This is a genomic window from Enterobacter cloacae complex sp. P42RS (assembly GCF_014930595.1).
GTDB classification, from domain to species: Bacteria; Pseudomonadota; Gammaproteobacteria; order Enterobacterales; family Enterobacteriaceae; genus Enterobacter; species Enterobacter bugandensis.
This window is the reverse complement of sequence record NZ_JADBRK010000006.1, coordinates 111,970-137,583: the sequence shown is the minus strand read 5'-3', so window position 1 is coordinate 137,583 and position 25,614 is coordinate 111,970. Positions and strand designations below refer to the sequence as shown.

Genomic DNA, 25,614 nt, shown 5'->3' with positions numbered 1-25,614 from the left:
GGATGAAAGTCGGGTTCACTGGAGAAGATAAAAATGGTACGTCGTCTGCTACAACTTTATGTCGGTTTAGGGCTGTATGGGCTTTCCACCGCGATGTTTATTCGTGCGGATCTGGGGGTCGATCCGTGGGATGTGTTTCACCTTGGCGTAGGAATACAGCTGGGGATGAGCATCGGGACGGTGATCATTTTGACCGGTGCTGCGGTGCTCTTACTGTGGATCCCACTGCGTCAGATGCCCGGTCTTGGCACGATCAGCAACGTGATTTGTATCGGTCTGGCGGCGGACGCCAGCATGGCGCTTATCCCCGAACTGAGTTCGTTATCCGTGCGCATCGCTTTCCTGGTGTCGGGCATCGTGATGAACGCGATCGCCACCAGCATGTACATCGGGGCCGGTTTCGGGCCTGGTCCGCGCGACGGCCTGATGACCGGCATGCACGCCCGGCTGGGGTGGTCCATTCGCAGCGTGCGTACCTCCATCGAAGTGTCCGTCCTGCTGATTGGGTGCGTGCTGGGTGGCTCGTTTGGGGTGGGAACCGTGGCGTATGCTCTGACCATTGGCCCGCTTATTCAGCTCTGTTTGCCCTGGTTCCGCCAGAAGCCGCGCGGTGAGAAAATGACGCAGCCGGAGCGCGTTGTTTAATTTGCGAAGCGCTCACATGTTTTAACGGCGTCGCTGTGCCAGAATAGACGCTTCGAAAATCGCGATGCCAGAACGCATGAAAGCAATCACTCTTTATGATGTCGCCCTCCTTGCGGGGGTTTCTTATCAGACCGTTTCCCGCGTGATTAACGACGCGGAGCACGTCTCTGCCCGCACGCGGGAAAAGGTGCAGCAGGCAATGGCGGAGCTGCATTACGTTCCCAACCTGCGGGCGCAGCAGCTGGCGGGGAAACGCACCCGTACGCTGGGGCTCATCACTACCGATCTGGCGCTGCACGCGCCTTCGCAAATTGTCTCGGCGGTAAAATCCCGGGCTGCAGGGCAGGGGGCGAGCGTCCTGATTTCCATGGTGGAGCAGCCGCAGCAGTGTCAGGCGGCGCTTCAGGCGCTGCTGGCGCAGCGGGTAGACGCGCTGCTGGTCAATGTGCCGCTTGACGATCCGCACGCCGAAGCGCTCAGGTCGCTGGCGACGCCCGTCCCGGTGCTGTTCCTCGACGTGTCACCGTCAGCGCAGGTAAATAGCCTCGTGTTTAACGCCGAAGAGGGGGCACGCCTGGGCGTTGAGCATCTGCTTTCGCTGGGGCATCAGCATATTGCCCTGCTGAGCGGGCCGGAAAGCTCTGTCTCTGCGCGCGCGCGTCTGGCGGGATGGAAATCGACGCTGGCGCAGGCGGGTCTTGACGCGGCTGCGGTGGCCTACGGCGACTGGAGCGCGGCCAGCGGCTATGAGAAGGGACATGTGCTGCTCTCGGGGGCGGTACTGCCGGATGCCATTCTGGTGGCGAACGATCAGATGGCGCTTGGGGTAATGCGCGCCTGTGCGGAAAAAGGGATAGCTGTTCCTGGCCAGATATCGGTGGTCGGGTTTGACGATACGGCCGACAGCGCCTGGTTTTCTCCGCCGCTGACGACCATTCGTCAGGCGTTTCGCGAGGCTGGCGAGCGCAGCGTGGAGTGGCTTCTGTCCCCCAGCGGGGGGGAGGAATGCTGGCAGGTTCAGCTGCCGGTAACGCTGGTGACCCGCCATTCCAGCGCGCGCCGTACCCCGCAGCAGGCCGAACGCGAGGATCTGGCGCAGCAGCTCAGAAGCCTGGCCCTCCTTGCCGGGCAGCTTGCCCGCAAATAAAACTTTGTGATCGGACTCGCTACCCCGCGATTGCGTGCTTTACCGTCGCCGGGTGCCAGGGCATGTTAACCAAAATTGTGAGCGCTTCGCAAAGAGGTTAATATGCCCAACACTTTATCGCTGACTCTCAGCGCCATTCTGGCCCGACGGGACTGGGAAAACCCGGGTGTCACCCAGTGGAACAGTCTGGAGGCACATGCGCCGTTACACAGCTGGCGTCTTGAACAGCCTTCCCTGGATGATGCTGCATCCGCCAGCAGACGCTCCCTCAATGGGGTGTGGCGATTTAACTACTTTCCTGCACCCGAGCAAATCCCGGAGGCGTGGGTAACCGAAGACTGTGCGGATGCCGTTGCGATGCCCGTGCCGTCGAACTGGCAGATGCAGGGGTTTGACACGCCCATCTACACCAACGTCACCTATCCTATCCCCGTTAATCCGCCTTTTGTGCCGCAGGAAAACCCAACCGGCTGTTACTCGCTCACATTTGATGTGGATGACGCGTGGCTTCAGAGCGGGCAGACCCGCATCATCTTTGACGGCGTGAACTCTGCGTTTCATCTGTGGTGCAACGGGCGCTGGATGGGCTATTCCCAGGACAGCAGGCTGCCTGCCGAATTCGATCTCTCGACGGTCCTGCGGCCCGGTGAGAACCGCCTGGCGGTCATGGTGTTGCGCTGGTGCGACGGTAGCTATCTGGAAGATCAGGACATGTGGCGCATGAGCGGTATTTTCCGCGATGTGACGCTACTGCATAAACCCGAAACGCAGATTGCCGATTATCGCGTGGTGACGGACCTGAATGCGGAGCTGGACCGCGCGGTGCTTAAGGCAGATGTCGCGCTGGCAGGGGCGGGCTTTGCAGACTGCGAGGTGGTCTTTACCCTGTGGCGCAAGGGTGAAAAATGCGCCAGCGTTTCCCGGCGTCCGGGGTCTGCCGTTGTGGACGAGCGTGGCAGCTGGGACGAACGCTTAACGGTGGCGATCCCCATTGACCGCCCCGCGCTCTGGAGTGCTGAAACGCCGGAACTGTATCGCCTGACGATGGCGCTTCTCGGCCCGCAGGGTGAGGTGCTTGAGGTTGAGGCGTGCGATGTGGGCTTCCGCCGCGTTGACATCAGCAACGGCCTGCTGAAGCTCAACGGTAAGCCGCTGCTGATCCGCGGGGTTAACCGACACGAGCATCACCCGGAAAACGGTCAGGTGATGGACGAGGCGACCATGCGTCGCGACATCGAAATCATGAAGCAGCATAACTTCAACGCCGTTCGTTGCTCGCACTACCCGAACCATCCGCTGTGGTACAGCCTTTGCGATCGCTACGGGCTGTACGTCGTTGACGAAGCCAATATTGAAACCCACGGCATGGTGCCGATGAGCCGCCTCGCTGACGATCCGCGCTGGCTGCCCGCCATGAGCGAGCGCGTAACCCGCATGGTGCAGCGCGATCGCAATCATCCCTCAATTATCATCTGGTCGCTGGGTAACGAGTCCGGCCACGGCGCGAATCATGATGCGCTGTACCGCTGGCTGATAACCACCGATCCCACGCGCCCGGTACAGTACGAAGGCGGCGGGGCGAATACGGCGGCGACCGATATTGTTTGCCCGATGTACGCCCGGGTCGATTGGGATCAGCCTTTCCCGGCGGTGCCTAAATGGTCAATCAAGAAATGGATCGGCATGCCCGACGAAACGCGTCCGCTGATCCTCTGTGAATACGCCCACGCGATGGGAAACAGCTTCGGCGGGTTTGCGAAATACTGGCAGGCGTTTCGCAGCCATCCTCGCCTGCAGGGTGGGTTTGTCTGGGACTGGGTCGATCAGGCGTTGACGAAGAAAGACGAAAAGGGCAACGCGTTCTGGGCCTACGGCGGGGACTTTGGCGATACGCCGAACGATCGGCAGTTCTGCCTCAATGGCCTGGTCTTCCCCGATCGCACGCCGCACCCGGCGCTGTACGAGGCGCAGCGCGCCCAGCAGTTCTTTACCTTTACGCTGGTCAGCACCTCTCCGCTGGTGATTGAGGTGCAAAGCGGCTACCTGTTCCGCCCTACCGATAACGAGGTGCTGAGCTGGACGGTTGTCCGGGATGGGAAGGTACTGGCTTCGGGCGAGGTCACGCTGGCGATAGCCCCTGAAGGCGTTCAGCGTCTGGAGATCGCTCTGCCGGAATTGAAAGCCGAGCCGGGGGAAGTCTGGCTGAACGTTGAGGTTCGCCAGCCGCGGGCAACGCCGTGGTCACCGGCAGGCCATCGCTGCGCGTGGGAGCAGTGGCCGCTTCCGGCCCCACTCTTTATTGCACCACCAGCCTCTACGGGCGAGCCGCCGGTTTTAACACAAAACGATCGCATCCTGGAGGTTACGCATCGTCAACAGCGATGGCAGTTCGATCGCGCATCCGGATACCTGACTCAATGGTGGCGAAATGGCGTTGAAACGCTGTTCTCACCCGTGACGGATAACGTCAGCCGCGCGCCGCTGGACAACGACATTGGGGTGAGCGAAGCGACGCGCATCGATCCAAACGCGTGGGTTGAACGCTGGAAAGCGGCGGGCATGTACGATCTCACCTCGCGCATGCTGCACTGTGAGGCAGAGCAGCATGCGCGTGAGGTGGTGGTTACCACGCTTAATGTCCTGGAGCATCGCGGCAGGGCGCTGTTCCTGAGCCGTAAAATCTGGCGGCTGGACGAGCAGGGGGTTCTGCATGGCGACATTCAGGTCGATATTGCATCTGATATCCCGGAGCCCGCGCGCATTGGCCTGAGCGTTCATCTCGCTGAAACGCCAGAAAAGGTTGACTGGCTGGGGCTGGGGCCGCATGAAAACTACCCGGACAGAAAGCTGGCGGCGCAGCAGGGGCGCTGGACACTGCCCCTGGCAGACATGCACACGCCGTATATCTTCCCGACGGAAAATGGTTTGCGCTGCGATACCCGCAAACTTGTGCTGGGGGCGCATCAGCTGAATGGCGCGTTCCATTTCTCAGTGGGCCGCTATAGCCAGCAGCAACTGCGTGAGACAACCCATCATCATCTGCTGCGGGAAGAGCCGGGGTGCTGGCTCAACCTCGATGCGTTTCATATGGGGGTGGGCGGCGATGACTCCTGGAGCCCCAGCGTTTCGCCGGAATTTATCCTGCAGACACGCCAGCTTCGTTATACCTTTAGCTGGCAGCAGACTCTTACCTGACCAGAGAGGCGGCCACTGGGCGTGGCCGCCTGCTTACGCCAGAATGCCGCTCAGGCCATGCAGGCTCATGTAAATCCCTACCACGATAATCAACGCAGCGGAGATCCACGGCGCTTTGCGGGAAAGTTCGCTAAATCCGGGCCAGCGTTTTGTCGCGTGCTTGAGGCTTAAGGCGGCAATCGCGCCGGAAGCGACCAGCGTTAACGCCAGACCGATGCTGAAGCTGAATACCAGCGTCGCGCCGAGCGCAAAATGCTTCAGCTGCAGGCAGATCAGCAGAACGGTGATGGACGCCGGGCAGGGGATAAGCCCGCCGGTCAGGCCAAACATCGCGATCTGTCCTGTCGTCACGTTTTGTCCGTTAAAACGCCGGTTGATATCCTGCGCGTGCGCGCGCTGGTGGGCGTCCTGCCACTCCTCTTCAACCAGTGGGTGTGCATGGTGATGATCATGATGGTGGTCATGATCGTGATGATGATGATGATCGTGCGGCTGGCCCTCTTTCCAGGTTCGCCAAGCCATCCACAGGCCGATTGCAACGATCAACACCCCGGAGATCAGCTGGAACCAGGGTTCGGACGTATGTACGTCCCAGCCGCGGCCAAACCATAGTCCTGCCATGGCAATGATCCAGACTACCGCCGTATGGGAAAGCGTAGCCGCCAGACCGAGCAATACCGCCTGCTTCAGCGTGCCGCGGATAGCCACGATAAAGGCAGCCATCATTGTTTTTGAGTGGCCCGGCTCCAGGCCATGCAGCGCACCGAGCAGGATAGCGCTGGGAACAAACAGCCAGGCATTACCCTGCTGCAGGAGTGAAGCAAAATCGTTCATTGAAATTTCCAGTATGGAAAGCGTGCGCAAATAGTACTCCCCCCCAGTAGGTTAATACTACCCCCCAGTAGAAAAATACTCAGGGGGAGTAGAGCGTGATATGCTTTAAAAGCCAAAACTGAGGGAGACAGAGATGTCACATACCGTTCGCGATAAGAAGATGTTATTGACTCGCCTGAAGAAAATTCAGGGGCAGAGCACCGCGCTGGAGAAGATGCTCAACAGCGATCACGAATGTGCCGAGGTGTTGCAGCAGCTGGCGGCGATCCGTGGCGCGGTCAATGGCATGATGATGCAGGTGATTGAAGGGCATCTTACCGATCATGTCGTGAAAGAGCCCGAAGAGGCGCAGCGTGAAGCCGATCTTGGCGTCGTGCTGCAGGTGATCAAATCCTATCTTAAGTAGAGCGCGTGGCGAGGTTGTTCTCTGCCCAAAGGATAAATTCCGTCCTGGGCAGCGCCTTACTGTAGAACCACCCCTGCCCATACTGCACGCCATGGCGGTGCAGCCAGGTAAGCTGCCCTTCGGTCTCCACGCCTTCCGCCACCATTGCCAGCTGCAGCGACTTCGCCATTTCGATAATGTGCGGCGTTACGTTTTTGTACTCCAGTGCATCCACGAACGATTTGTCAATTTTTAGCGTGTCGACATCGAGATGCTGCAGATAGCTGAGGCTGGAATAGCCCGTGCCAAAATCATCAATGTAGACAGGGTGGCCCGAACGGCGAAACGCGGCGATAGCCGGCGCGCTGATTTTGGGGTCGGCAAAGCCACGCTCGGTTAACTCAAGGGCGATTTGTCGGGGATGAATCTGCCACTTATTCAGGAGTTGACTCAGTAAAGGCGGCAGATTACCGGAGGTCAAATCGGCCGGGGCGAGGTTGATGGAGATATGCTGATCGGGGTGGAGCTGCAGCCAGTGGCCCATATCTTCAAACACTTTTTCCATAACTAACTGCGTCAGCTGCGAGATGAGGCCGGTTTGCTCGGCAAGCGGCACAAATATATCAGGCGAGAGACTGCTTCCGTCTGGCTGGGGCCAGCGCGCAAGCGCTTCCGCACCCACGATTTTTCCACTGCACAGCGCCACGATGGGCTGATAGTGAACCACAAAATCGCGGCTGTTAATGGCGTCCAGCAGGCGATTGCGCGGCGACTGGATACGTCGCAGGATCCGCAGGACAAACAGTGCCGCCAGCAGGCTTATCAGGACGCCAAACGGCAGCCAGAAAAGCAGCTGTCGGTGCCAGCTTTCAGCCAGGGGGGTGAGCGCCGCCCACGTGACGACAGTAAATCCAAGCTCAGGTACCGGCTTCATCACGTACATGGAGCCCTTGTACTGAACGCTGGAGACGCCTCGATCGTTGATCCGATCGCGGATATGCGGATCAAGCGTGTTACTGCTGGCGAAAATAAGATGCGTTGCGCTTCCCACCAGAGCGGCATCAATGGCAATCGCCCCGAAAGGGATCACATCCACAAGCGAGGCAGGATCGACCAGAACAAGGTAATGGCCCTTCCCGAGCACGGCCATATAGCGGTGAAAACCAAGATCGTTCTGTGCGGTAAGCCACGCGCTGTAGCCATCTTCGGTGATACGCATGGGAGGAGGATAAGCGGCGGATTTACTCGCCTGCTCAAGCGAAGAGCAGAGGGGTTTAAGGTTGTCGATATAGATCACCTCCTGGATATAGCGCCACGAGAACGCGACCCGACGTATTTCCCTCAAATGCAGCGGACTACAGGGAACGCCCTTAAATCCCTGCAGGTGATTTAACGCTTCTTTAGCCTGATCCACGACCCTGTCGGTGCGCATCAGCACCCGGGAAGCATAGCTATCCAGCGCATCAACAAATTTCTCTTCCGCCTGGCGATGGGCAAGCCAGATGCTGAGGCAAATGGGAACCAGCACGGAAAAGATAAGTACGCCAGTCACCAGACTGACCAGATGTCGGGTTTTCATGCTGTCGTTTCCTTTCTCATATGCCCGAATCCGGACGCTGAGTTTCCTGCCTGAAGAGAAAAATTTTACCGCGAAATGAAATAGTTATAGCACGTGGGGGCAGGGCTTTCATGTTATCTAAAGCAAATTAGAAAATATCCTCAGGAGAGAGAGGGTTGTTTTTTCAACCTTGCCTGGATATTATTTTGTTATGTTATAACAAAACACAAAGGGTTTATGATGAAACCAAACATCCATCCAGCGTATCGCACCGTGGTATTCCACGACACCAGTGCCAATGAATACTTTAAAGTGGGTTCAACCATTAAAACCGACCGCGAAATTGAGCTCGACGGTGAAACGTATCCGTACATCACTATCGAGGTTTCTTCAAAATCGCATCCGTTTTATACCGGTAAGCAAAAAACGTTTTCCACGGATGGCAGCGCAGCGCGCTTCCGCAAGCGTTTTGGCGGTTTTCTTAATGCGAAGCGGGGCTAACCATGCAGGTGCTTAACTCATTGCGCAGCGCAAAACAGCGTCACCCGGATTGCCAGATAGTCAAACGCAAGGGACGCTTATACGTGATTTGCAAATCCAATCCGCGCTTTAAGGCGGTGCAGGGACGTAAAAAAAGACGCTAGACGCGCGTTTCTCGCCAGCTTTCCAGGGATCTTTTCTGTTTGCCATCGGCAGTAAAATTGTCGGTGGCAAGCCAGCCTTCAAAGGCGCTCGCCAGCGCCGGCCACTCTTTGTCGAGAATCGAAAACCAGTCGGTATCCCGGTTACGGCCTTTTATGACCAGCGCCTGGCGAAAACGGCCTTCAAACTGAAAGCCCAGACGCAGTGCCGCTTTGCGTGATGGTTCGTTCAGGCTGTTGCACTTCCATTCATATCGCCGGTAGCCCAGGGTATCGAACGCGTACCGCATCAGCAGATATTGCGCTTCTGTTGACATGGGCGTGCGGCTTAACAGCACGGAGAAGTGAACGTGTCCCACTTCCACAACGCCGTTTTTAGGATCGATCCGCATCAGGGCCAGCGTCCCGACCGGAGCCTGGGTCTGATTATCTATAACGGTAAAGTGTATCGGGTCAGATAACTCACACACGCTTGCCACCCATTTGGCAAACTCAGCGGCCGTGGCATCGGGTTCACGCAGTAGCCACGTCCAGCTCCGGGTGTCTCCGGCCAGAGCATAGGCGGAGAACAGCGCCCCGGCATGCTCCACGCGCAGCGGTTCAAGCCGACAATAATGCCCCTGCAGTACCACCCGGGACGGATGAGGGCGAGGCTGCCAGTCGGTAAGGGCTTCGCCCACAGGTTGTCCAAACTCATTGAATGTCTTCATCTTTATTTCCGTGACGTTGAGAAGAGTTCCAGATTAGAAAATTACTGGTTCCTTAAAAAGAACCACTCGGCTATGTTTTGGTGGTACCACAAGGAGATGAGATGAACATACCGGGCGATGAACTTTATACCTTGCTCCATGCTGCGCTTAAAACGCGTGGGGAAGAGACGCTCCAGCGCGCGCTCTATCTCGCTTTGCGGGAGGCCATACTGGGCGGAAGGCTTCGGTCCGGCAGCCAGCTGTCCGGCTCGCGAACGCTGGCGCAGCAGCTTTCCGTTTCACGGAACACCGTCAATGCGGCGCTGGACCAGCTCACGCTCGAAGGCTATTTGCTGCGTAACCGTCAGGGGACGCGGGTGGCGCAATTCGCCCATCGTGCCAGCCCGCGGGTTCTGACCGATCCTGAGGTCAGGCTGGCAAAACGTGTCGTCCAGCTGCCTGCGCCTGTGCCGCGCGACACCCCGGTGATGGCCTTTACGCCGGGAACGCCCGCCATCAACTATTTCCCCTTGCCGCTGTGGCGGCGATTGTACGATCGCGTCCTGCGGGAGGAGGGGAGCGCTCTGCTGGGCTATGGCGACCCGGCCGGTGAGCCGTCGCTGCGGGCAGCCATCGCCCGTCACCTTGCGCTTTCTCGCGGCATTGACTGCGACGCCAGCCAGATTGTGATAACCGAAGGGGCGCTGGAGGGCGTCAATCTGTGCACGATGCTGTTAAGCGAGCCGGGGGATGTCGCCTGGGTGGAAAATCCCGGCTACAGCGGGGCCAAAAGCGCCTTCGTCAAAACCGGCCTTGCGATGACCGGCATACCGGTGGATGACGAGGGAATGTGCTGGGAAGGGCTGCATGCGCCTTCACCTGCGCTCATTTTCACTTCGCCGTCGCATCAGTTTCCTTACGGGAGCGTGCTCAGCGCGCGGCGGCGTCTGGCGCTGCTGGAACTGGCCCGCCAGCACAAGGCGTGGATCATTGAGGACGATTATGACAGCGAGTTCCGCTATGTCGGCGAGCCCGTACCGGCGATGCTGGGCATGGTCAACAACGCGCCCGTTGTGTATCTGGGGACGTTCAGTAAAACGCTGTTTCCGTCGCTCCGAATGGGGTTCATGGTGTTACCGCCAGCGCTGGCGAAAGCGGCGCGTCCGGCCATCGGCTCGCTGCTGCGCGGCGGGCATCGCGCAGAACAGCGCACCCTGGCGCTGTTTATCGAGGAGGGGCACTATGCCCGTCATCTTGCCGCCATGCGTCGCCTGTATCGTAAGCGTTACCGCCAGCTGCGGGAGGTGCTGAGCGCAGAGCTTTATACTCCGCACCGTGTTCTTGCCGGTGAAGGGGGAATGCACCTGACATTGGCGATTGACGGTATCGACGACCAGCGGCTGGTGGACAAAGCGAGGGCATTTCAGCTGGCACCCGCTGCGCTGAGCGGCTATTACCTGGAGACGAAGCAGGGGCAAACCGGCCTGGTTTTAGGTTACGGCAACACCTCTGCTTCGCAGTTTGCGCCGGGTATCCGACGCCTGCAGGCGTTAATTACGCAGCAGCAGGGCGGGAAAGGGTAAAAACATCATAAAAAGAGAGCTGGCCTTTCGTTGCGATCATTTTCTGCAGCTTCTCTTTGTGCACGGTTTCGACAGCCGGAGAGTGCAGGATGCTGTCGATAAGCTCATTTGGCACAAAACGCGTGTTGTACCATTCGCCGTTGTAGCAGACCCGGAAATCGAGGACGTCGATATCTTCGTAACGGTAGCGGGGATTCACGTCGAAAAAGAAAAAGGCGTTAAACACGACAAACAGCACCACCAGCAGCCAGACGGAGTCCACCAGCGTTTCGGACTTCAGCATGACAATCAGCGTCGCCAGCCAGGCGGCATACATGGCAACAAACAGCCCGGGATGTTTGCGGATAAAGCTAATGCTAAAGCGCGGGCGATTGTCTCGCTTTTCGCGGTGGTTAAGATCGTCGATTGTAGCGGTAAGCAGGCGCTGTATCTCGGTCATTTTTGGCCTTTTGAGAGTTGACAATACAGGGTATCTGCCAATTTTAGGGGAGCCATCCGGCTGAAAAAAGTAACAGTCGGGCGCTAAAAGACCATAACAGTTGGCTCCCCGGATCGTTACAGCGTTTTGATGATTTTCGCCGGGTTGCCGCCCACGACGACGTTAGCCGGCACGTCTTTCGTCACGACGGCACCGGAAGCCACAACCACATTATCCCCGATGGTGACGCCTGGGTTAATGACCGCACGTCCACCAATCCAGACATTATTGCCAATGGTGACGGGCTTACCAAACTCCACTCCGCTGTTACGTTCTTGCGCATCCAGCGGATGGGTGGCCGTATAAATATGAACGCCCGGCGCGAGCATGCAGTTGTCGCCAATATGTACAGGGCAGACATCCAGCATTACGCAATCGAAGTTGGCGTAAAAGTCTTTGCCCAGATAAATGTTATATCCATAGTCACAGCGGAAGCTCGGCTCAATATACGCCCCTTCGCTTTGTCCCAGCAGTTCCGCCAGAATGTTCTGGCGTTCTGTTTTTTCGTCAGGCGCGGTGTGGTTATAGCGGTGAAGCAGATGGCGCGCCCGAAGCCGGTCGGCGCGTAACGTCTCATCACCAGGGCGGTAATGTTCACCTGAAATCATCTTCTGTTTTTCTATGCTCATCGGAAACCTCTCTGGATGTTATTCCTGAAGGGTAATCGCAACAGGCGTTAAGGGGAACGTTCCCGGAAGGCCGATGTGACCACAGTCACAACATTGTTGCTGATGAGCGCGTTTAACACGGAGACCTGGCTTTCGCGCAGGGAGCATAACGGGACAGGTGAATACAGCTTATAACGTGGCGTAGAAACTCTACAGACACACTTCAAAGATTAACGGACAAATTTCCATACAGAAGTAGGGATTTTGTCATACAGCTTATTCATCGTTAGCTCTGCAAGGCGATGGTCAGCGGCTGAATAAAATACCGCCAGTTCATTATCAGAAAGCTCGTATTTATTCTTTTCAATGACGCGTTCAAGGGTGTCAATTGATTGACAACGTCGTAAGCGCATCAAATAATCGATTTTTGTGAGTGGTTTATCAGACATAAATTCACCTTAGTAATTGTAATAATTTTAACAGGAAAGACTAACCGGGTTAGCTCTGCTCACGTTGACGAAACAGCGGAATAGCCGGTTTCCCGATTTACGCCATTTTTGCAAATCCTGAGTGTTAATGCCGTAACTGCTGAACAACATAAAGGTGTCGTCCAGGTATTCATCAATTTGCTCAATGAGCTTATTATCTTCATTGTACTTAATTTTATAATTAAGTGCGAAGGTAGCGATATGCTCTATCAGCTCATTCAATTGTAAATTGATGGCAGACGTTGGGTCATTTACCCAGCCATGGTTGCTTTCATCAAGATTGGCAAGGCAGTCATGGTACAAGGATTCGCAGAGAAATTTCAACTGCGCGATATCATGCCTTTTTGGCGAGTACTCGTCCATAGCGCATCCCCTTCTGAGTGATTTCTTACTCACCGAACATCATTGTCGGGATGGATACATCTGACTTAGCTACATGAGCGCTGTGTTCCTGATAACCTAACTATAAGCCACTCCTTCCTGGATTTCACCGCGCTATTACGAAAAATTACAAATAAAACCGCAGGCTGCGAGCGTCTACGCAAATGTTCATCCGAAACTGAACTTTTTTATCAGGATTAACGATAGTTTTTTCGCTTCCTTACATTTCATTGGCTTAGCTTACAGCCATAAGAAAAGTTCACATCCGGAGTTCCGTTTGTCTTAACTTTTAATTAGGAATATTCCTAACAACTTAAGCAGGGAAATAGATTTAAAAAAATCCTGAGTTCACCTATTAAGTTATCAGTTAAATATGATATGTCTGTTTAAGATGACAGAAAATAAATAGGACCTCAATAAGCTTATTTTATGATTTTTTCTGAAAATGAAAAAGGCCGCAAATGCGGCCTTTTTATTATATGAAACCGGTATCAGTGAGGTTCTACCGAATGACTGTGCTCAACATCTTCATTCTTCCGGCTGAAGCGGCGGCGCACCACCACGAAGAACACCGGGACGAAGAAGATAGCCAGTACGGTCGCGGTGATCATACCGCCCATTACACCTGTACCGACCGCGTTCTGCGCACCGGAGCCTGCACCGGAGCTAATAACCAGCGGCATTACGCCGAGGATGAACGCCAGAGAGGTCATCAGGATTGGACGCAGACGCATACGCACCGCTTCCAGCGTCGCCTCAATAAGGCCTTTACCCTCTTTCTCCATCAGATCTTTGGCGAATTCAACGATAAGTATCGCGTTCTTCGCCGACAAGCCAATGGTTGTCAGCAGGCCTACCTGGAAGTACACGTCGTTGGTCAATCCACGGAACGTTGCCGCAAGCAGCGCACCAATAACCCCGAGTGGAACCACCAGCATAACGGAGAACGGAATTGACCAGCTCTCGTACAGCGCCGCCAGACACAGGAAGACCACAATCAGTGAAATGGCGTACAGGGCAGGGGCCTGGTTACCGGACAGACGTTCCTGATAGGACATACCGGTCCAGTCATAGCCGATACCCGCAGGCAGTTTGCTGGCCAGCTCTTCCATCAGGTTCATGGCTTCACCGGTGCTTCGGCCCGGTGCGGCCTGACCCAGGATTTCCATCGACGGCAGACCGTTGTAACGTTCCAGACGCGGAGAGCCGTATTCCCAGTGTGACGTTGAGAAGGATGAGAACGGCACCATCTGACCGTTGCTGCCGCGAACGTACCAGTTGTTAATATCGTTCGGCAACATACGGTACTGCGCTTCGGACATGACGTACACTTTCTTCACGCGACCACGGTCGATGAAGTCGTTGACGTAGCTACCGCCCCAGGCCGCACCCAGCGTGGTATTGATGTCGCTGATGGACACGCCCAGCGCCTGCGCTTTTTCCTGATCGATGTTGATCTTATACTGCGGCGTATCTTCCAGTCCGTTTGGACGTACGCCGACCAGCAGGTCAGGGTGTTTAGCCACTTCGCCGAACAGCTGGTTACGCGCCTGCGTCAGTTTCTCGTGACCCAGACCGCCCTGGTCGATCAGCTGGAAGTCGAAGCCGGTCGCCGTACCCAGTTCAACAATCGCTGGCAGGTTAAAGGCGAAGACCATCGCATCTTTAATCTGCGAGAAGGTGCCCATGGCACGGCCCGTGATCGCTTCAACTTTATTCTCATCGCCCGGACGATCCGCCCAGTCTTTCAGAGAAACGAAGGCGATACCGGTGTTCTGACCACGACCCGCAAAGCCAAAGCCGTTAACCGCAAACACGGATTCAACGTTCGCTTTCTCTTTGGTGAGATAGTAGTCCGTCACTTCGTCCAGCACCTTCTGGGTTCGCTCTTGCGACGCCCCTGCCGGAAGCTGTGCCATCGTCAGGAACACGCCCTGGTCTTCATCTGGCAGGAACGAGCTTGGCAGACGAACGAACAGGAACGCCATCCCCACTACGATGATGATATAGAGCAGCAGATAACGACCGGTGCTGCGCAGGATATTGCCCACGCTGTCGGTGTAGTGGTGTGTGCTCTTATCAAACATGCGGTTAAACCAGCCGAAGAACCCTTTATGCTCGCCGTGACCACCTTTCTGAACCGGCTTCAGCATGGTGGCACACAGCGCTGGCGTCAGGATTAACGCTACCAGTACCGACAGCGCCATCGCGGAGACGATGGTAATGGAGAACTGGCGGTAAATCGCACCCGTAGAGCCTCCGAAGAAGGCCATCGGGATAAATACCGCGGACAGCACCATCGCAATACCGACCAGTGCGCCCTGGATCTGGCCCATGGATTTACGGGTGGCTTCCTTCGGCGGCAGACCTTCTTCCGCCATCACGCGCTCGACGTTCTCTACTACTACGATGGCGTCATCCACCAGCAGGCCGATGGCGAGCACCATCCCGAACATCGTCAGGGTGTTTATCGAGAACCCAAAGGCTGCAAGGATGGCAAAGGTCCCCAGCAGAACGACCGGCACGGCGATGGTTGGGATCAGCGTCGCGCGGAAGTTTTGCAGGAACAGATACATCACCAGGAACACCAGGATGATCGCTTCTACCAGCGTTTTAACCACTTCGTGAATCGAAATTTTAACGAACGGCGTAGTGTCGTACGGATAAACGATTTTCAGACCTGACGGGAAGAACGGTTCCATCTTCTTCAGTTCCGCACGGATCGCCGTCGCGGTGTCCAGGGCGTTCGCGCCTGTCGCCAGTTTGATACCCAGACCGGACGCCGGTTTACCGTTAAACTTCGCGATGATGTCGTAGTTCTCACCACCCAGCTCAACCCTGGCCACGTCGCGCAGACGAACCTGCGAACCGTCCTGGTTCACCTTCAGCAGAATTTTGCTGAACTCATCGGCGGAGGTCAGACGGGTTTGCGCGATAATGGACGCGTTAAGCTGCTGGCCTTTCACCGGCGGCGTACCGCCTAGCTGACCGGCTGCCACCTGGGCGTTCTGGGCTTTAATCGCGTTAATCACGTCAACCGGCGTCAGCTGGAAGTTGTTCAGTTTGTTCGGATCCATCCAGATACGCATCGCGTACTGGGAACCGAACAGCTGAACGTCACCCACACCGGACGTACGGCTGATGGCGTCCTTCATGTTGGCGCCCACGTAGTCGGAAATATCCTCCTGCGTCATGGTGCCGTTGGTGTTAATAACGCCGACAACCATCAGGAAGCTGCTGGACGATTTCTCGACGCTCACACCCTGCTGTTGCACTTCCTGCGGCAGAAGAGGCATTGCCAGCTGCAGTTTGTTCTGCACCTGAACCTGCGCAATGTCCGCATCCGTACCGGATTCAAAGGTCAGGGTGATCTGAACCGTACCGGTGGAGTCACTGTTTGAGGACATGTACATCAGGTTATCGATACCGTTCATGTTCTGTTCGATAACCTGAGTCACGGTATCCTGCACCGTTTTCGCATCAGCCCCCGGGTAGGTTGCGGAGATCGTTACCGCCGGTGGCGCAATCGTTGGATATTGCGCCACAGGCAGCTTCAGGATCGCAAGTCCCCCGGCCAGCATGATGATAATGGCGATCACCCACGCAAATATGGGGCGATCGATAAAGAAATTAGGCATGTCTTAACGGCTCCTGTTTAAGTTAAGACTTGGTTTGTTCTGACTGGCCAGCGGCCGAAGCTTGTTGTTTATCGTCAGATGTCACTTCCTGTGCTTTTACCTGCGCGCCAGGACGTACTTTTTGCAAACCAGTAACAATCACGCGATCGCCATCTTTCAGACCTTCCGTCACCAGCCATTTATCGCCAATCGCCTGCGTGGCGGTGATATTGCGCGTTTCGACTTTGTTATCTGCCCCAACAACCAGTGCGCTCGCATCGCCGCGTGGCGTACGGGTCACACCCTGCTGTGGAACAAGAAGTGCGGTTGGATTCGTTCCTTCTTCCAGACGCGCGCGAACGAACATACCTGGCAGCAGATTTTTGTCAGGGTTCGGGAAAATCGCACGTAAGGTGATGGAACCGGTGGTCTGGTCGACCGTCACATCAGAGAATTCCAGAGTACCTTCCTGCGGGAACTTGATACCGTCGTTGGTAACCAGCTCCACTTTGGCTTTGCCGTTTTCCTGTTTCAGGGTGCCGTTAGCCAGCTCCTGTTTCAGGCGCAGGAAATCGTTGCTGGACTGCGTCACGTCAACGTAGATCGGATCAAGCTGCTGCACGGTAGCCAGCGCAGTGGTCTGCCCGTTCTGCACCAGCGCCCCTTCCGTCACGGAAGATTTACCAATACGACCGCTGATAGGGGAGGTCACTTTGGTATAGGCCAGGTTAATGCGTGCAGTTTCGACAGCCGCTTTGGCTGCTACCACGGCCGCGTTAGCCTGCTGGGCATCTGCCAGCGCGGTATCGTAATCCTGTTGACTGATGTACTTCGTGCCGAGCAGTTTCTGATAGCGGTTCAGCGTCAGCTGAGCGATTTTCGCCGCCGCTTGTGCTTTAGCCAGGTCACCTTTCGCGCTTTCATAAGAAGCCTGATAGGTCGCGGGATCAATCTGATACAGGGACTCACCGGCCTTCACATCGCCGCCTTCGGTAAAGTTACGTTTCAGGATAATGCCGCTAACCTGAGGACGCACTTCCGCAATGCGGTAAGCGTTTGTACGGCCTGGTAATTCTGTGGTGATCTGCAGAGGTTCAGATTTGAGTGTCACAACGCCGACTTCTGGCGCCTGCTGAGCTCCTTGTTGAGCCGGTTTGTCGTCACATCCTGTAAGCGCTAAGCTGCCTGAGAGCATCAGAACGACCGCCAGAGGCGTTAACCCTCTGTTTTTGTTCATATGTAAACCTCGAGTGTCCGATTTCAAATTGATCAAGGGTCCTGAGTCTAAAAACCCATTGCTGCGTTTATATTATCGTCATGCTATGGTACATACATTCACAAATGTATGTAAATCTGACTCCTGTAAATTCACCCACCTATGGCACGAAAAACTAAACAACAAGCGCTGGAAACCCGACAACACATTCTGGATGTGGCAATACGTTTGTTCTCTCAGCAGGGTGTTTCTTCTACCTCGCTGGCGCAAATTGCTCAGGCTGCCGGTGTGACGCGGGGAGCGATTTACTGGCATTTTAAAGACAAGTCAGATCTGTTCAGTGAAATCTGGGAGCTTTCAGAGTCCAGCATTAGCGATCTCGAGAGTGAGTATCGGGCAAAATTCCCTGACGATCCACTCTCAGTATTAAGAGAAATATTAGTATATATCCTTGAAGCAACGGTAGTTGAAGAGCGTCGCAGATTAATGATGGAAATTATCTTTCATAAATGTGAGTTCGTGGGCGAAATGGCGGTGGTGCAACAGGCGCAGCGCAGCCTCAGTCTGGAGAGCTACGATCGTATCGAACAGAACCTGAACCTGTGTATGCAGGCAAAGCTGTTACCGGCCAATTTACTCACCCGCCGGGCGGCCATCCTGATGCGCAGCTACATTTCAGGTCTTATGGAAAACTGGCTGTTTGCGCCGCAATCCTTTGACCTCAAAGAGGAAGCCCGCAGCTACGTGGCGATTTTACTGGAAATGCTACAGCTCTGCCCGACGCTGCGCAGCGACGCGCCTTCGCTCACGGCCTGAGCCCTTCCAGGATTTATCTCAGAGGCTTGCGTTCTCGCTATTCTGCTTCCGACGAGCGTGATATTCTTCACGCCGGACTATTTTCGGTCATCTGCTGACATCATTCACAACTATGCTGCCCATCAATCGCTCGCAACATCCTGTATTTGCATTGCTCTTTGCTATGCTGTTTTTCTTCTCCACCGCGCCGCTTACCTGGGCCCGCGCAGACAACAGCACTGATATTCCCTCGCGCAGTGAAATTCAGTCGCAGCTCGACACCCTGAACAAACAAAAAGAGCTCTCTCCTCAGGAGAAACTCACCCAGCAGGATCTGACGGAAACGCTGGAAAACATCGATAAGATTGAGCGCGTTAAAGCTGAAACCACCCAGCTTCGTCAGAAGGTGGCGCAGGCTCCGGAGAACATGCGTAAGGCCACGGAAGCGCTGAGCGCGCTGAGCGACGTCGATAACGACGATGAAACGCGCAAAACGCTCTCCACGCTCTCCTTACGCCAGCTGGAATCGCGCGTCGCGCAATTGCTTGACGATCTGCAAACCGCACAGTCTGACCTCGCGACCTACAACAGTCAGCTCGTCTCCCTGCAAACCCAGCCCGAGCGCGTGCAAAACGCGATGTACGCCGCGTCTCAGCAGCTGCAGCAGATCCGCAACCGCCTGAACGGCACGACGGTAGGGGAGGGCACACTGCGCCCGACCCAGCAAACCCTGCTGCTGGTTCAGCAGTCGCTGCTCAATGCGCAAATCGAACAGCAGCGTAAAAGCCTGGAAGGGAATACGGTGCTGCAGGACACGCTCCAGAAACAGCGTGATTACGTGACGGCGAATATTAATCGTCTGGAGCATCAGCTTCAGCTGTTGCAGGAGGCGGTAAACAGCAAACGCCTGACCCTGACGGAAAAAACCGCTCAGGAAGCCGTCTCGCCGGACGAAACTGCCCGCATTCAGGCCAACCCGCTGGTGAAACAGGAGCTTGAGGCTAACCACCAGCTCAGCCAGCGCCTGATACTGGCGACGGAAAGCGGCAACTCGCTGGTTCAGCAAAATATCAAAGTGAAGAACTGGCTGGATCGCGCGCTGCAGGCGGAGCGCAACATCAAAGAGCAGATCGCGGTCTTGAAGGGCAGCCTCCTGCTGTCGCGTATTCTCTACCAGCAGCAGCAGACGCTGCCGTCTGCCGACGAGCTGGAGGACATGACCAACCGCATTGCGGATTTACGTCTGGAACAGTTTGACGTCAACCAGCAGCGCGATGCCCTTTTCCAGAGTGATGCTTTCGTCGCCAAAATCGAAGAGGGGCACTCCAGTGACGTAAATCCGGAAGTGCATGACGCGCTGCTCCAGGTGGTGGATATGCGCCGTGAACTGCTGGACCAGCTCAATAAACAGCTGGGCAACCAGCTGATGATGGCAATTAACCTGCAGATCAACCAGCAGCAGCTGGTCAGCGTGTCAAAAAGCCTGCAGGAGATTTTGACGCAGCAGATTTTCTGGGTGAACAGCAACAAGCCGATGGACTGGGACTGGATTAAGTCCTTCCCGGAGACCCTGAAAACGCAGATTAAGAGCATGAAAATCACCGTGAACTGGGAGAAAGCCTGGCCTGCGGTAATGATTGCTTTCCTGGCGGGCTTACCGCTGCTGCTGATTGCCGGTCTGATCCGCTGGCGTTTGAAATGGCTGAAACAGTACCAGGCGAAGCTGGCCTCGGAAGTGGGGCAACTGCGTAACGACAGCCAGCTCCATACGCCAAAAGCGATTCTGATCGATCTCATTCGCGCGCTGCCGGTGTGCCTGATTATTCTGGCCGTGGGCCTGATCCTGCTCACGATGCAGCTTAACGTCAGCGATCTGCTCTGGGCGTTCAGTAAAAAACTGGCGCTGTTCTGGCTGGTATTTGGCGTGTGCTGGAAGGTGCTCGAAAAAGACGGCGTGGCGGTGCGTCACTTCAACATGCCTGCGCAGCTGACCAGCCACTGGCGTCGCCAGATTGTGCGCGTCAGCCTGGCGCTCCTGCCGCTGCACTTCTGGTCGGTAGTCTCCGAGCTTTCCCCGCTGCATCTGATGGATGATGTGCTGGGTCAACTGGTCATTCTGCTCAACCTGCTGCTGATTGCGATCCTGATGTGGCCGATGTGCCGCGACAGCTGGCGTGATAAAGAGTCCCACAATATCCGTCTGGCCACCGTGACGGTGCTGGCGATCATTCCGCTGGCGCTGATGGTGCTTACGGCAACGGGCTACTTCTACACCACGCTGCGCCTGTCCGGGCGCTGGATCGAGACGGTCTATCTGGTGATCGTCTGGAACCTGCTCTATCAGACCGTGCTGCGCGGCTTAAGCGTCGCGGCCCGCCGCATTGCTTACCGTCGTGCCATTGCGCGTCGTCAGCATCAGGTGAAAGAGGGGGCTGAAGGCGCGGAGCCGCAGGAAGAGCCGACCATCGCGCTGGAGCAGGTTAACCAGCAGACGCTGCGTATCACCATGCTGGTGATGATCGCGCTGTTCGCGGTGATGTTCTGGGCGATCTGGTCTGATTTAATTACCGTCTTCGCCTATCTCGACAGTATTACCCTCTGGCAGTACAACGGTACCGAAGCCGGCGCGGCGGTGATGAAAAGCGTCACCATGGGCAGCCTGCTGTTTGCGCTGGTGTCGTCGGTGGTGGCCTGGGCGCTGATTCGTAACCTGCCGGGTCTGCTGGAAGTGCTGGTGCTCTCAAGGCTGAACCTGCGCCAGGGGGCGTCTTACGCCATCACCACCATCCTGAATTACGTCATCATCATCGTCGGGGCGATGACGGTATTCGGCTCGCTGGGCGTCTCGTGGGATAAACTGCAGTGGCTGGCGGCGGCCCTCTCGGTCGGTCTTGGTTTTGGCCTGCAGGAGATCTTCGGTAACTTTGTCTCCGGCCTGATTATCCTCTTCGAACGTCCGGTGCGTATCGGCGATACCGTTACCATCGGTACGTTCTCCGGGACCGTCAGCAAGATCCGAATTCGTGCGACCACCATCACTGACTTCGATCGTAAAGAGGTGATCATCCCGAACAAAGCGTTCGTGACCGAGCGTCTGATCAACTGGTCGCTCTCGGATACCACCACGCGCGTGGTGATTCGCCTCGGCGTGGCCTACGGTTCCGATCTGGATAAAGTGAAAGAGGTATTGCTTAAAGCCGCTAAATCGCATCCAAAAGTCATGCACGATCCTGCGCCAGATGTCTTCTTCACCACCTTCGGGCCAAGCACGCTGGATCACGAGCTGCGTTTATACGTGCGTGAACTGCGCGATCGCAGCTACACCGTTGATGAACTGAACCGCGCGATCGACCGCCTGTGCCGTGAAAACAACATTAACATCGCCTTCAACCAGCTTGAGGTTCACCTGCATAATGAGAAAGGTGATGAGCATACGGAAGTGAAGCGCGACATTAAGGGCGACGACCCGACTCCGGCTTAATCTATTTACCCTCTCCCACAGGGAGAGGGTTAGGGTGAGGGGGAAGTTTCCCCTCAAAATCCCGCCGCACAATCTCCAGCGCTTTAAGCACCGTCTCGGCCGGGATCTCATGATTCTCCAGCAGCATAATTAAATCGACGGCCAGCTTGACCTCGTCGGGTGCATTTTCCAGTGACATAGATGTGGCTCCAGTTAACGGGTCAGGCGTGCAATCACGCGTTCAATCTCATCCAGCGCCTGACGGCAGCGGACGATGCGGCCTTCCAGCGCGCTAATCTCGCGCATCAATAGCTGCTGCTCTTCCAGCGTTTCGCTATTGTTCAGGCGGGCTTCGCGCTCGCGCTTCATCTCAAACAGACGCCGCTCAAACTCCTGATTCTCCAGCCGCTTGCGCTGCCATTTTCCCAGCCCAGGTGAGGCGCTGTCCCACGCCCGTAGCGGCCAGGCGGCGATTTCGCGGTGCAGGGCGGTGATCTGCTCGGTAAGATGCTCCGCAAGCCACACCACCTGTTCCTGCTGTTCACTCTCAACCGCGTGGCGAAGCTCATCGAGGTTGGTCTGCATCTCAGCAAGGTAATCCTGAATGACGGTGCTGCGGGTGCGGAAAAGCTGCCGGTCAAAGCGCGGTTTCAGCGTGGCGTGTCCCATCAGCGGCGTGGCCTGCGCCCGCAGAGCGATCAGCTGATTTTGCAGCTTCTCAAGAAGCAGTGCTGTTTTCAATGCGCTCTCCAGTGGTAAAGTAGCCGTTCAGTTTGATAACGATTCGCATTATGCAGCGTACTATTTTAATCATCATTGGCTGGCTCGCGGTAGTGCTGGGTACGCTAGGTGTGGTTTTGCCCTTGCTGCCGACCACCCCGTTTATCCTGCTGGCCGCCTGGTGCTTCGCCCGCTCGTCGCCGCGTTTTCACCACTGGCTGCTGTACCGCTCGTGGTTTGGCGGCTACCTGCGGCACTGGCAAAAACACCGGGCCATGCCGCCCGGGGCCAAGCCGCGCGCCATTGCCTTTATCCTGATCACCTTCGCCATTTCGTTATGGCTGGTGAACATGATGTGGGTGCGTATTCTGCTGCTGGCGATCCTGGCCTGCCTGCTGATCTTCATGTGGCGGATCCCCGTGGTTGATGAAAAGCAACAAAAGCACTGAAGCCTCATCATGGCGGTTGCAATTATGGCGCGCAGCCAGTAAATTCGACCGTTTTCGAGCACAGGTGCGCCTGGTCAAAGGTTAAACAACTGTTACTTTGACCGACTCGTCGCGCGCCGTGAGTAACACTGTTTCATTTAGGCACAAACCGATGACCGCAACTGCACAGCAGCTTGAATATCTGAAAAATAGCATCAAAAGTATCCAGGACTATCCAAAGCCTGGCATTCTTTTCCGTGATGTCACCAGCTTGCTGGAAGACCCGAAAGCGTACGCGCTCAGCATTGAACTGCTGGTCGAACGTTATAAAAACGCCGGGATCACCAAAGTAGTAGGTACCGAAGCCCGCGGCTTCCTGTTTGGCGCACCGGTTGCGCTGGAGATGGGCGTGGGTTTTGTGCCGGTGCGTAAGCCGCGCAAACTGCCGCGTGAAACCATCGCCGAGAGCTACGAGCTGGAGTACGGCACCGATCAGCTGGAGATCCACGTTGACGCGATCAAGCCCGGCGACAAAGTGCTGGTGGTGGACGATCTGCTGGCAACCGGCGGCACTATCGAAGCGACCGTCAAGCTGATCCGCCGTCTGGGTGGTGAAGTGACCGACGCGGCCTTCATCATCAACCTGTTCGATCTTGGCGGTGAACAGCGCCTGGAAAAACAGGGCATTACCAGCTACAGCCTGGTGCCTTTCCCGGGTCATTAATCCCGGTTTTCACAACCTCGCTCAATGGGTGAGGTTGTGATAGCATTCCCCTCCATAAATTCACCTTCCAGCGTTGCAGAGCCTGCCCATGAGTTATCAGGTGTTAGCCCGTAAATGGCGACCTCAAACCTTTGCTGACGTTGTCGGTCAGGAACATGTGCTGACGGCCCTGGCGAACGGCTTGTCGCTAGGTCGCATCCATCACGCCTATCTTTTTTCCGGCACCCGCGGCGTCGGTAAGACCTCTATTGCCCGTCTGCTGGCGAAAGGTCTCAACTGCGAAACCGGGATCACCGCCACCCCGTGCGGCGTATGTGACAACTGCCGCGAGATCGAGCAGGGGCGTTTTGTCGATCTGATCGAGATCGACGCCGCCTCGCGTACCAAGGTGGAAGACACCCGCGATCTGCTCGACAACGTGCAGTACGCCCCGGCGCGCGGCCGCTTCAAGGTCTACCTGATCGATGAAGTGCACATGCTGTCGCGCCACAGCTTTAACGCCCTGCTGAAAACGCTGGAAGAGCCGCCCGCGCACGTTAAATTCCTGCTGGCGACCACCGATCCGCAAAAGCTGCCGGTCACCATCCTGTCGCGCTGCCTGCAGTTCCACCTGAAGGCGCTGGACGTTGAGCAGATCCGCGCGCAGCTTGAGCATATCCTTGATGAAGAGAAGATCGTTCACGAGCCGCGCGCCCTGCAGCTGCTGGCCCGCGCGGCTGACGGCAGCCTGCGTGATGCGCTAAGCCTGACCGACCAGGCGATTGCCAGCGGTGACGGCAAGCTCTCGACCGAAGCGGTCAGCACCATGCTCGGCACGCTGGATGACGATCAGGCGCTGTCGCTCATCGAAGCGATGATTGCCGCCAACGGCGAGCGCGTGATGTCGCTGGTCAACGCGGCCGCTGCCCGCGGTATTGAGTGGGAAGCGCTGCTGGTCGAGATGCTCAGCCTGCTGCACCGCGTGGCGATGCTGCAGCTGTCTCCGTCGGCCATCGGTGCGGACATGGCCGCCATTGAACAGCGGATGCGTGAACTGGCCCGCACCGTGCCGCCTGCCGACGTGCAGCTGTATTACCAGACGCTGCTGATTGGCCGCAAAGAGTTACCGTTCGCGCCGGACCCCAGGATGGGCGTCGAAATGACGCTGCTGCGCGCGCTGGCGTTCCATCCGCGCATGCCGTTGCCGGAACCGGAAGCGCCGCGGCAGTCTTTTGCGCCGGTTGCTCCGACCGCGGTAATGTCACCGCAGCAGGTGCCACCGCAGCCGACGCCGCCGCCACAGCAAAACGTACCGCTGTCGGATGCCACCAGTTCGGTGCTTGCCGCACGCAGCCAGCTGCAGCGTGCGCAGGGAGTAACCAAACCAAAAAAGAGTGAACCGGCAGCGCCAGGAAGAGCGCGGCCGGTGAACAACGCCGCGCTTGAACGACTGGCCTCGGTAACGGAGCGCGTACAGGCGCGTCCGGCACCGTCCGCGCTCGAGCAGAAAGCCCCGGTGAAAGAAGAGGCTTACCGCTGGAAGGCGACCACCGTTGTTGAAACGGTCAAGGAAGTGGTCGCCACGCCGAAAGCGCTGAAAAAGGCGCTGGAGCATGAAAAAACGCCGGAGCTTTCCGCGAAGCTCGCCGAAGAGTCCATCGCGCGCGACGCCTGGGCCGCTGAGGTCAGCAAACTCCAGTTGCCGAAGCTGGTGGAGCAGGTCGCGCTAAACGCCTGGAAAGAGCAGGACGGCAATCAGGTGCGTCTGCACCTGCGTCCGGGCCAGCGGCACCTCAATTCCCCTGGCGCGCAAAAGGCGCTGGCCGAGGCGCTTGCTGCTTTACAGGGTTCACCGGTTGAATTGACTATCATTGAAGATGATAATCCGGCAGTGAAAACGCCGCTTGAGTGGCGCCAGGCCATTTATGAAGAGAAGCTCGCGCAGGCGCGCGAGGCAATTATTGCGGATAACAACATTCAGACCCTGCGCCGGTTCTTCGACGCCGATCTGGATGAAGAGAGTATTCGCCCCATTTGATCGTG

At 56.5% G+C, this 25,614-nt stretch carries 23 protein-coding genes and 1 other annotated feature; of the genes, 12 read left to right on the top strand and 11 right to left on the bottom strand.

The window, feature by feature from the left end:
* Window positions 1–33 precede the first annotated feature (33 nt).
* The 3 genes from IM314_RS10650 to IM314_RS10640 all read left to right on the top strand — a co-directional run bounded on the left by IM314_RS10650 (window position 34) and on the right by IM314_RS10640 (window position 4,987).
* Complete coding sequence (locus IM314_RS10650; RefSeq protein ID WP_193358882.1) at window positions 34–645, top strand: YitT family protein; 612 nt, start codon at window positions 34–36, stop codon at window positions 643–645.
* 76 nt (window positions 646–721) lie between these two features.
* Entirely contained in the window at window positions 722–1,792 is a 1,071-nt protein-coding gene (locus IM314_RS10645) for a LacI family DNA-binding transcriptional regulator (RefSeq protein WP_193358883.1), read from the top strand.
* 102 nt (window positions 1,793–1,894) lie between these two features.
* Entirely contained in the window at window positions 1,895–4,987 is a 3,093-nt protein-coding gene (locus IM314_RS10640) for a beta-galactosidase (protein WP_193358884.1), read from the top strand.
* A gap of 33 nt (window positions 4,988–5,020) precedes the next feature.
* Here the strand turns inward: IM314_RS10640 and IM314_RS10635 are convergent, their stop codons facing one another.
* A complete protein-coding gene (locus IM314_RS10635) occupies window positions 5,021–5,821 on the bottom strand; it encodes a nickel/cobalt efflux protein RcnA (RefSeq protein WP_193358885.1) in 801 nt (266 codons plus the stop codon).
* Window positions 5,822–5,954: 133 nt separating this feature from the next.
* Here IM314_RS10635 and IM314_RS10630 point away from each other — a divergent pair, with 133 nt between their 5' ends.
* Entirely contained in the window at window positions 5,955–6,227 is a 273-nt protein-coding gene (locus tag IM314_RS10630; RefSeq protein WP_028012182.1) for a metal/formaldehyde-sensitive transcriptional repressor, read from the top strand.
* On the opposite strand, the gene IM314_RS10625 is transcribed toward IM314_RS10630, so the two are convergent.
* Complete coding sequence (locus IM314_RS10625) at window positions 6,220–7,785, bottom strand: EAL domain-containing protein (RefSeq protein ID WP_088205224.1); 1,566 nt, start codon at window positions 7,783–7,785, stop codon at window positions 6,220–6,222. The two genes, IM314_RS10630 and IM314_RS10625, sit on opposite strands and share 8 nt — an antisense overlap.
* A 219-nt stretch (window positions 7,786–8,004) precedes the next feature.
* On the opposite strand from IM314_RS10625, the gene IM314_RS10620 reads away from it, so the two are divergent.
* Window positions 8,005–8,265, top strand: a complete 261-nt coding sequence (locus tag IM314_RS10620) for a type B 50S ribosomal protein L31 (RefSeq protein ID WP_006176933.1) — start codon at window positions 8,005–8,007, stop codon at window positions 8,263–8,265.
* A gap of 2 nt (window positions 8,266–8,267) precedes the next feature.
* Window positions 8,268–8,408: a type B 50S ribosomal protein L36 gene (ykgO, locus tag IM314_RS10615; protein ID WP_003859006.1), complete on the top strand. Its 141-nt coding sequence runs from the start codon at window positions 8,268–8,270 to the stop codon at window positions 8,406–8,408.
* Here ykgO and IM314_RS10610 read toward each other — a convergent pair.
* Window positions 8,405–9,115 (bottom strand): GNAT family N-acetyltransferase, encoded by a 711-nt coding sequence (locus IM314_RS10610; protein ID WP_041911065.1) that lies wholly within the window; start codon window positions 9,113–9,115, stop codon window positions 8,405–8,407. The genes ykgO and IM314_RS10610 overlap by 4 nt on opposite strands.
* 101 nt (window positions 9,116–9,216) lie before the next feature.
* On the opposite strand from IM314_RS10610, the gene IM314_RS10605 reads away from it, so the two are divergent.
* Window positions 9,217–10,677: a PLP-dependent aminotransferase family protein gene (locus IM314_RS10605; protein WP_060573168.1), complete on the top strand. Its 1,461-nt coding sequence runs from the start codon at window positions 9,217–9,219 to the stop codon at window positions 10,675–10,677.
* Here IM314_RS10605 and IM314_RS10600 read toward each other — a convergent pair.
* From IM314_RS10600 to acrA, 6 genes are all read right to left on the bottom strand, one after another.
* A complete protein-coding gene (locus IM314_RS10600) occupies window positions 10,649–11,116 on the bottom strand; it encodes a YlaC family protein (RefSeq protein WP_041911063.1) in 468 nt (155 codons plus the stop codon). The two genes, IM314_RS10605 and IM314_RS10600, sit on opposite strands and share 29 nt — an antisense overlap.
* A gap of 116 nt (window positions 11,117–11,232) precedes the next feature.
* The gene (gene maa, locus IM314_RS10595) at window positions 11,233–11,784 is read right to left on the bottom strand and encodes a maltose O-acetyltransferase (RefSeq protein ID WP_028012187.1); all 552 of its coding nucleotides are present in this window, start codon (window positions 11,782–11,784) and stop codon (window positions 11,233–11,235) included.
* A gap of 209 nt (window positions 11,785–11,993) precedes the next feature.
* Window positions 11,994–12,212, bottom strand: coding sequence for an HHA domain-containing protein (locus IM314_RS10590; protein ID WP_008499287.1), 219 nt, complete (start codon window positions 12,210–12,212; stop codon window positions 11,994–11,996).
* A 27-nt stretch (window positions 12,213–12,239) separates the two neighbouring features.
* Window positions 12,240–12,614 (bottom strand): Hha toxicity modulator TomB, encoded by a 375-nt coding sequence (gene tomB, locus IM314_RS10585; protein WP_028012188.1) that lies wholly within the window; start codon window positions 12,612–12,614, stop codon window positions 12,240–12,242.
* A gap of 509 nt (window positions 12,615–13,123) precedes the next feature.
* Window positions 13,124–16,270, bottom strand: coding sequence for a multidrug efflux RND transporter permease subunit AcrB (gene acrB / locus IM314_RS10580; protein WP_041911061.1), 3,147 nt, complete (start codon window positions 16,268–16,270; stop codon window positions 13,124–13,126).
* 22 nt (window positions 16,271–16,292) lie between these two features.
* Window positions 16,293–17,486 carry a multidrug efflux RND transporter periplasmic adaptor subunit AcrA gene (acrA, locus tag IM314_RS10575; RefSeq protein WP_041911060.1) on the bottom strand — a complete coding sequence of 398 codons (1,194 nt, stop codon included), beginning with the start codon at window positions 17,484–17,486 and terminating at the stop codon, window positions 16,293–16,295.
* Between the two features lie 141 nt (window positions 17,487–17,627).
* Here acrA and acrR point away from each other — a divergent pair, with 141 nt between their 5' ends.
* Window positions 17,628–18,281, top strand: coding sequence for a multidrug efflux transporter transcriptional repressor AcrR (gene acrR, locus IM314_RS10570; protein WP_023310602.1), 654 nt, complete (start codon window positions 17,628–17,630; stop codon window positions 18,279–18,281).
* Window positions 18,282–18,393: 112 nt separating this feature from the next.
* Entirely contained in the window at window positions 18,394–21,741 is a 3,348-nt protein-coding gene (mscK, locus tag IM314_RS10565; protein WP_048957834.1) for a mechanosensitive channel MscK, read from the top strand.
* Window position 21,742: 1 nt separating this feature from the next.
* Here mscK and rsmS read toward each other — a convergent pair whose 3' ends face one another.
* A complete protein-coding gene (rsmS, locus tag IM314_RS10560; RefSeq protein ID WP_045631461.1) occupies window positions 21,743–21,919 on the bottom strand; it encodes a pleiotropic regulatory protein RsmS in 177 nt (58 codons plus the stop codon).
* Between the two features lie 14 nt (window positions 21,920–21,933).
* Window positions 21,934–22,461, bottom strand: a complete 528-nt coding sequence (gene priC / locus IM314_RS10555) for a primosomal replication protein N'' (protein ID WP_041911058.1) — start codon at window positions 22,459–22,461, stop codon at window positions 21,934–21,936.
* A gap of 50 nt (window positions 22,462–22,511) precedes the next feature.
* Between priC and IM314_RS10550 the strand changes: the two genes are divergently transcribed.
* The 3 genes from IM314_RS10550 (at window position 22,512) to dnaX (ending at window position 25,609) form a co-directional block, all read left to right on the top strand.
* Window positions 22,512–22,889, top strand: a complete 378-nt coding sequence (locus IM314_RS10550) for a DUF454 family protein (RefSeq protein WP_041911057.1) — start codon at window positions 22,512–22,514, stop codon at window positions 22,887–22,889.
* 151 nt (window positions 22,890–23,040) lie between these two features.
* Complete coding sequence (gene apt, locus IM314_RS10545) at window positions 23,041–23,592, top strand: adenine phosphoribosyltransferase (protein WP_012016353.1); 552 nt, start codon at window positions 23,041–23,043, stop codon at window positions 23,590–23,592.
* A gap of 88 nt (window positions 23,593–23,680) precedes the next feature.
* On the top strand, window positions 23,681–25,609 hold the full coding sequence (gene dnaX / locus IM314_RS10540) for a DNA polymerase III subunit gamma/tau (RefSeq protein ID WP_193358886.1): 1,929 nt from the start codon (window positions 23,681–23,683) through the stop codon (window positions 25,607–25,609).
* Window positions 24,939–25,003: a sequence feature (DnaX frameshifting element), on the top strand. Its footprint overlaps the gene before it by 65 nt.
* Window positions 25,610–25,614: the final 5 nt, after the last annotated feature.

Bases quoted from the DNA above. Each gene is read 5' to 3' on its own strand.
- IM314_RS10650 (WP_193358882.1), top strand. From the start codon at position 34: ATGGTACGTCGTCTGCTACAACTTTATGTCGGTTTAGGGCTGTATGGG.
- IM314_RS10645 (WP_193358883.1), top strand. From the start codon at position 722: ATGAAAGCAATCACTCTTTATGATGTCGCCCTCCTTGCGGGGGTTTCT.
- IM314_RS10640 (WP_193358884.1), top strand. From the start codon at position 1,895: ATGCCCAACACTTTATCGCTGACTCTCAGCGCCATTCTGGCCCGACGG.
- IM314_RS10635 (WP_193358885.1), bottom strand. From the start codon at position 5,821: ATGAACGATTTTGCTTCACTCCTGCAGCAGGGTAATGCCTGGCTGTTT.
- IM314_RS10630 (WP_028012182.1), top strand. From the start codon at position 5,955: ATGTCACATACCGTTCGCGATAAGAAGATGTTATTGACTCGCCTGAAG.
- IM314_RS10625 (WP_088205224.1), bottom strand. From the start codon at position 7,785: ATGAAAACCCGACATCTGGTCAGTCTGGTGACTGGCGTACTTATCTTT.
- IM314_RS10620 (WP_006176933.1), top strand. From the start codon at position 8,005: ATGAAACCAAACATCCATCCAGCGTATCGCACCGTGGTATTCCACGAC.
- ykgO (WP_003859006.1), top strand. From the start codon at position 8,268: ATGCAGGTGCTTAACTCATTGCGCAGCGCAAAACAGCGTCACCCGGAT.
- IM314_RS10610 (WP_041911065.1), bottom strand. From the start codon at position 9,115: ATGAAGACATTCAATGAGTTTGGACAACCTGTGGGCGAAGCCCTTACC.
- IM314_RS10605 (WP_060573168.1), top strand. From the start codon at position 9,217: ATGAACATACCGGGCGATGAACTTTATACCTTGCTCCATGCTGCGCTT.
- IM314_RS10600 (WP_041911063.1), bottom strand. From the start codon at position 11,116: ATGACCGAGATACAGCGCCTGCTTACCGCTACAATCGACGATCTTAAC.
- maa (WP_028012187.1), bottom strand. From the start codon at position 11,784: ATGAGCATAGAAAAACAGAAGATGATTTCAGGTGAACATTACCGCCCT.
- IM314_RS10590 (WP_008499287.1), bottom strand. From the start codon at position 12,212: ATGTCTGATAAACCACTCACAAAAATCGATTATTTGATGCGCTTACGA.
- tomB (WP_028012188.1), bottom strand. From the start codon at position 12,614: ATGGACGAGTACTCGCCAAAAAGGCATGATATCGCGCAGTTGAAATTT.
- acrB (WP_041911061.1), bottom strand. From the start codon at position 16,270: ATGCCTAATTTCTTTATCGATCGCCCCATATTTGCGTGGGTGATCGCC.
- acrA (WP_041911060.1), bottom strand. From the start codon at position 17,486: ATGAACAAAAACAGAGGGTTAACGCCTCTGGCGGTCGTTCTGATGCTC.
- acrR (WP_023310602.1), top strand. From the start codon at position 17,628: ATGGCACGAAAAACTAAACAACAAGCGCTGGAAACCCGACAACACATT.
- mscK (WP_048957834.1), top strand. From the start codon at position 18,394: ATGCTGCCCATCAATCGCTCGCAACATCCTGTATTTGCATTGCTCTTT.
- rsmS (WP_045631461.1), bottom strand. From the start codon at position 21,919: ATGTCACTGGAAAATGCACCCGACGAGGTCAAGCTGGCCGTCGATTTA.
- IM314_RS10550 (WP_041911057.1), top strand. From the start codon at position 22,512: ATGCAGCGTACTATTTTAATCATCATTGGCTGGCTCGCGGTAGTGCTG.
- apt (WP_012016353.1), top strand. From the start codon at position 23,041: ATGACCGCAACTGCACAGCAGCTTGAATATCTGAAAAATAGCATCAAA.
- dnaX (WP_193358886.1), top strand. From the start codon at position 23,681: ATGAGTTATCAGGTGTTAGCCCGTAAATGGCGACCTCAAACCTTTGCT.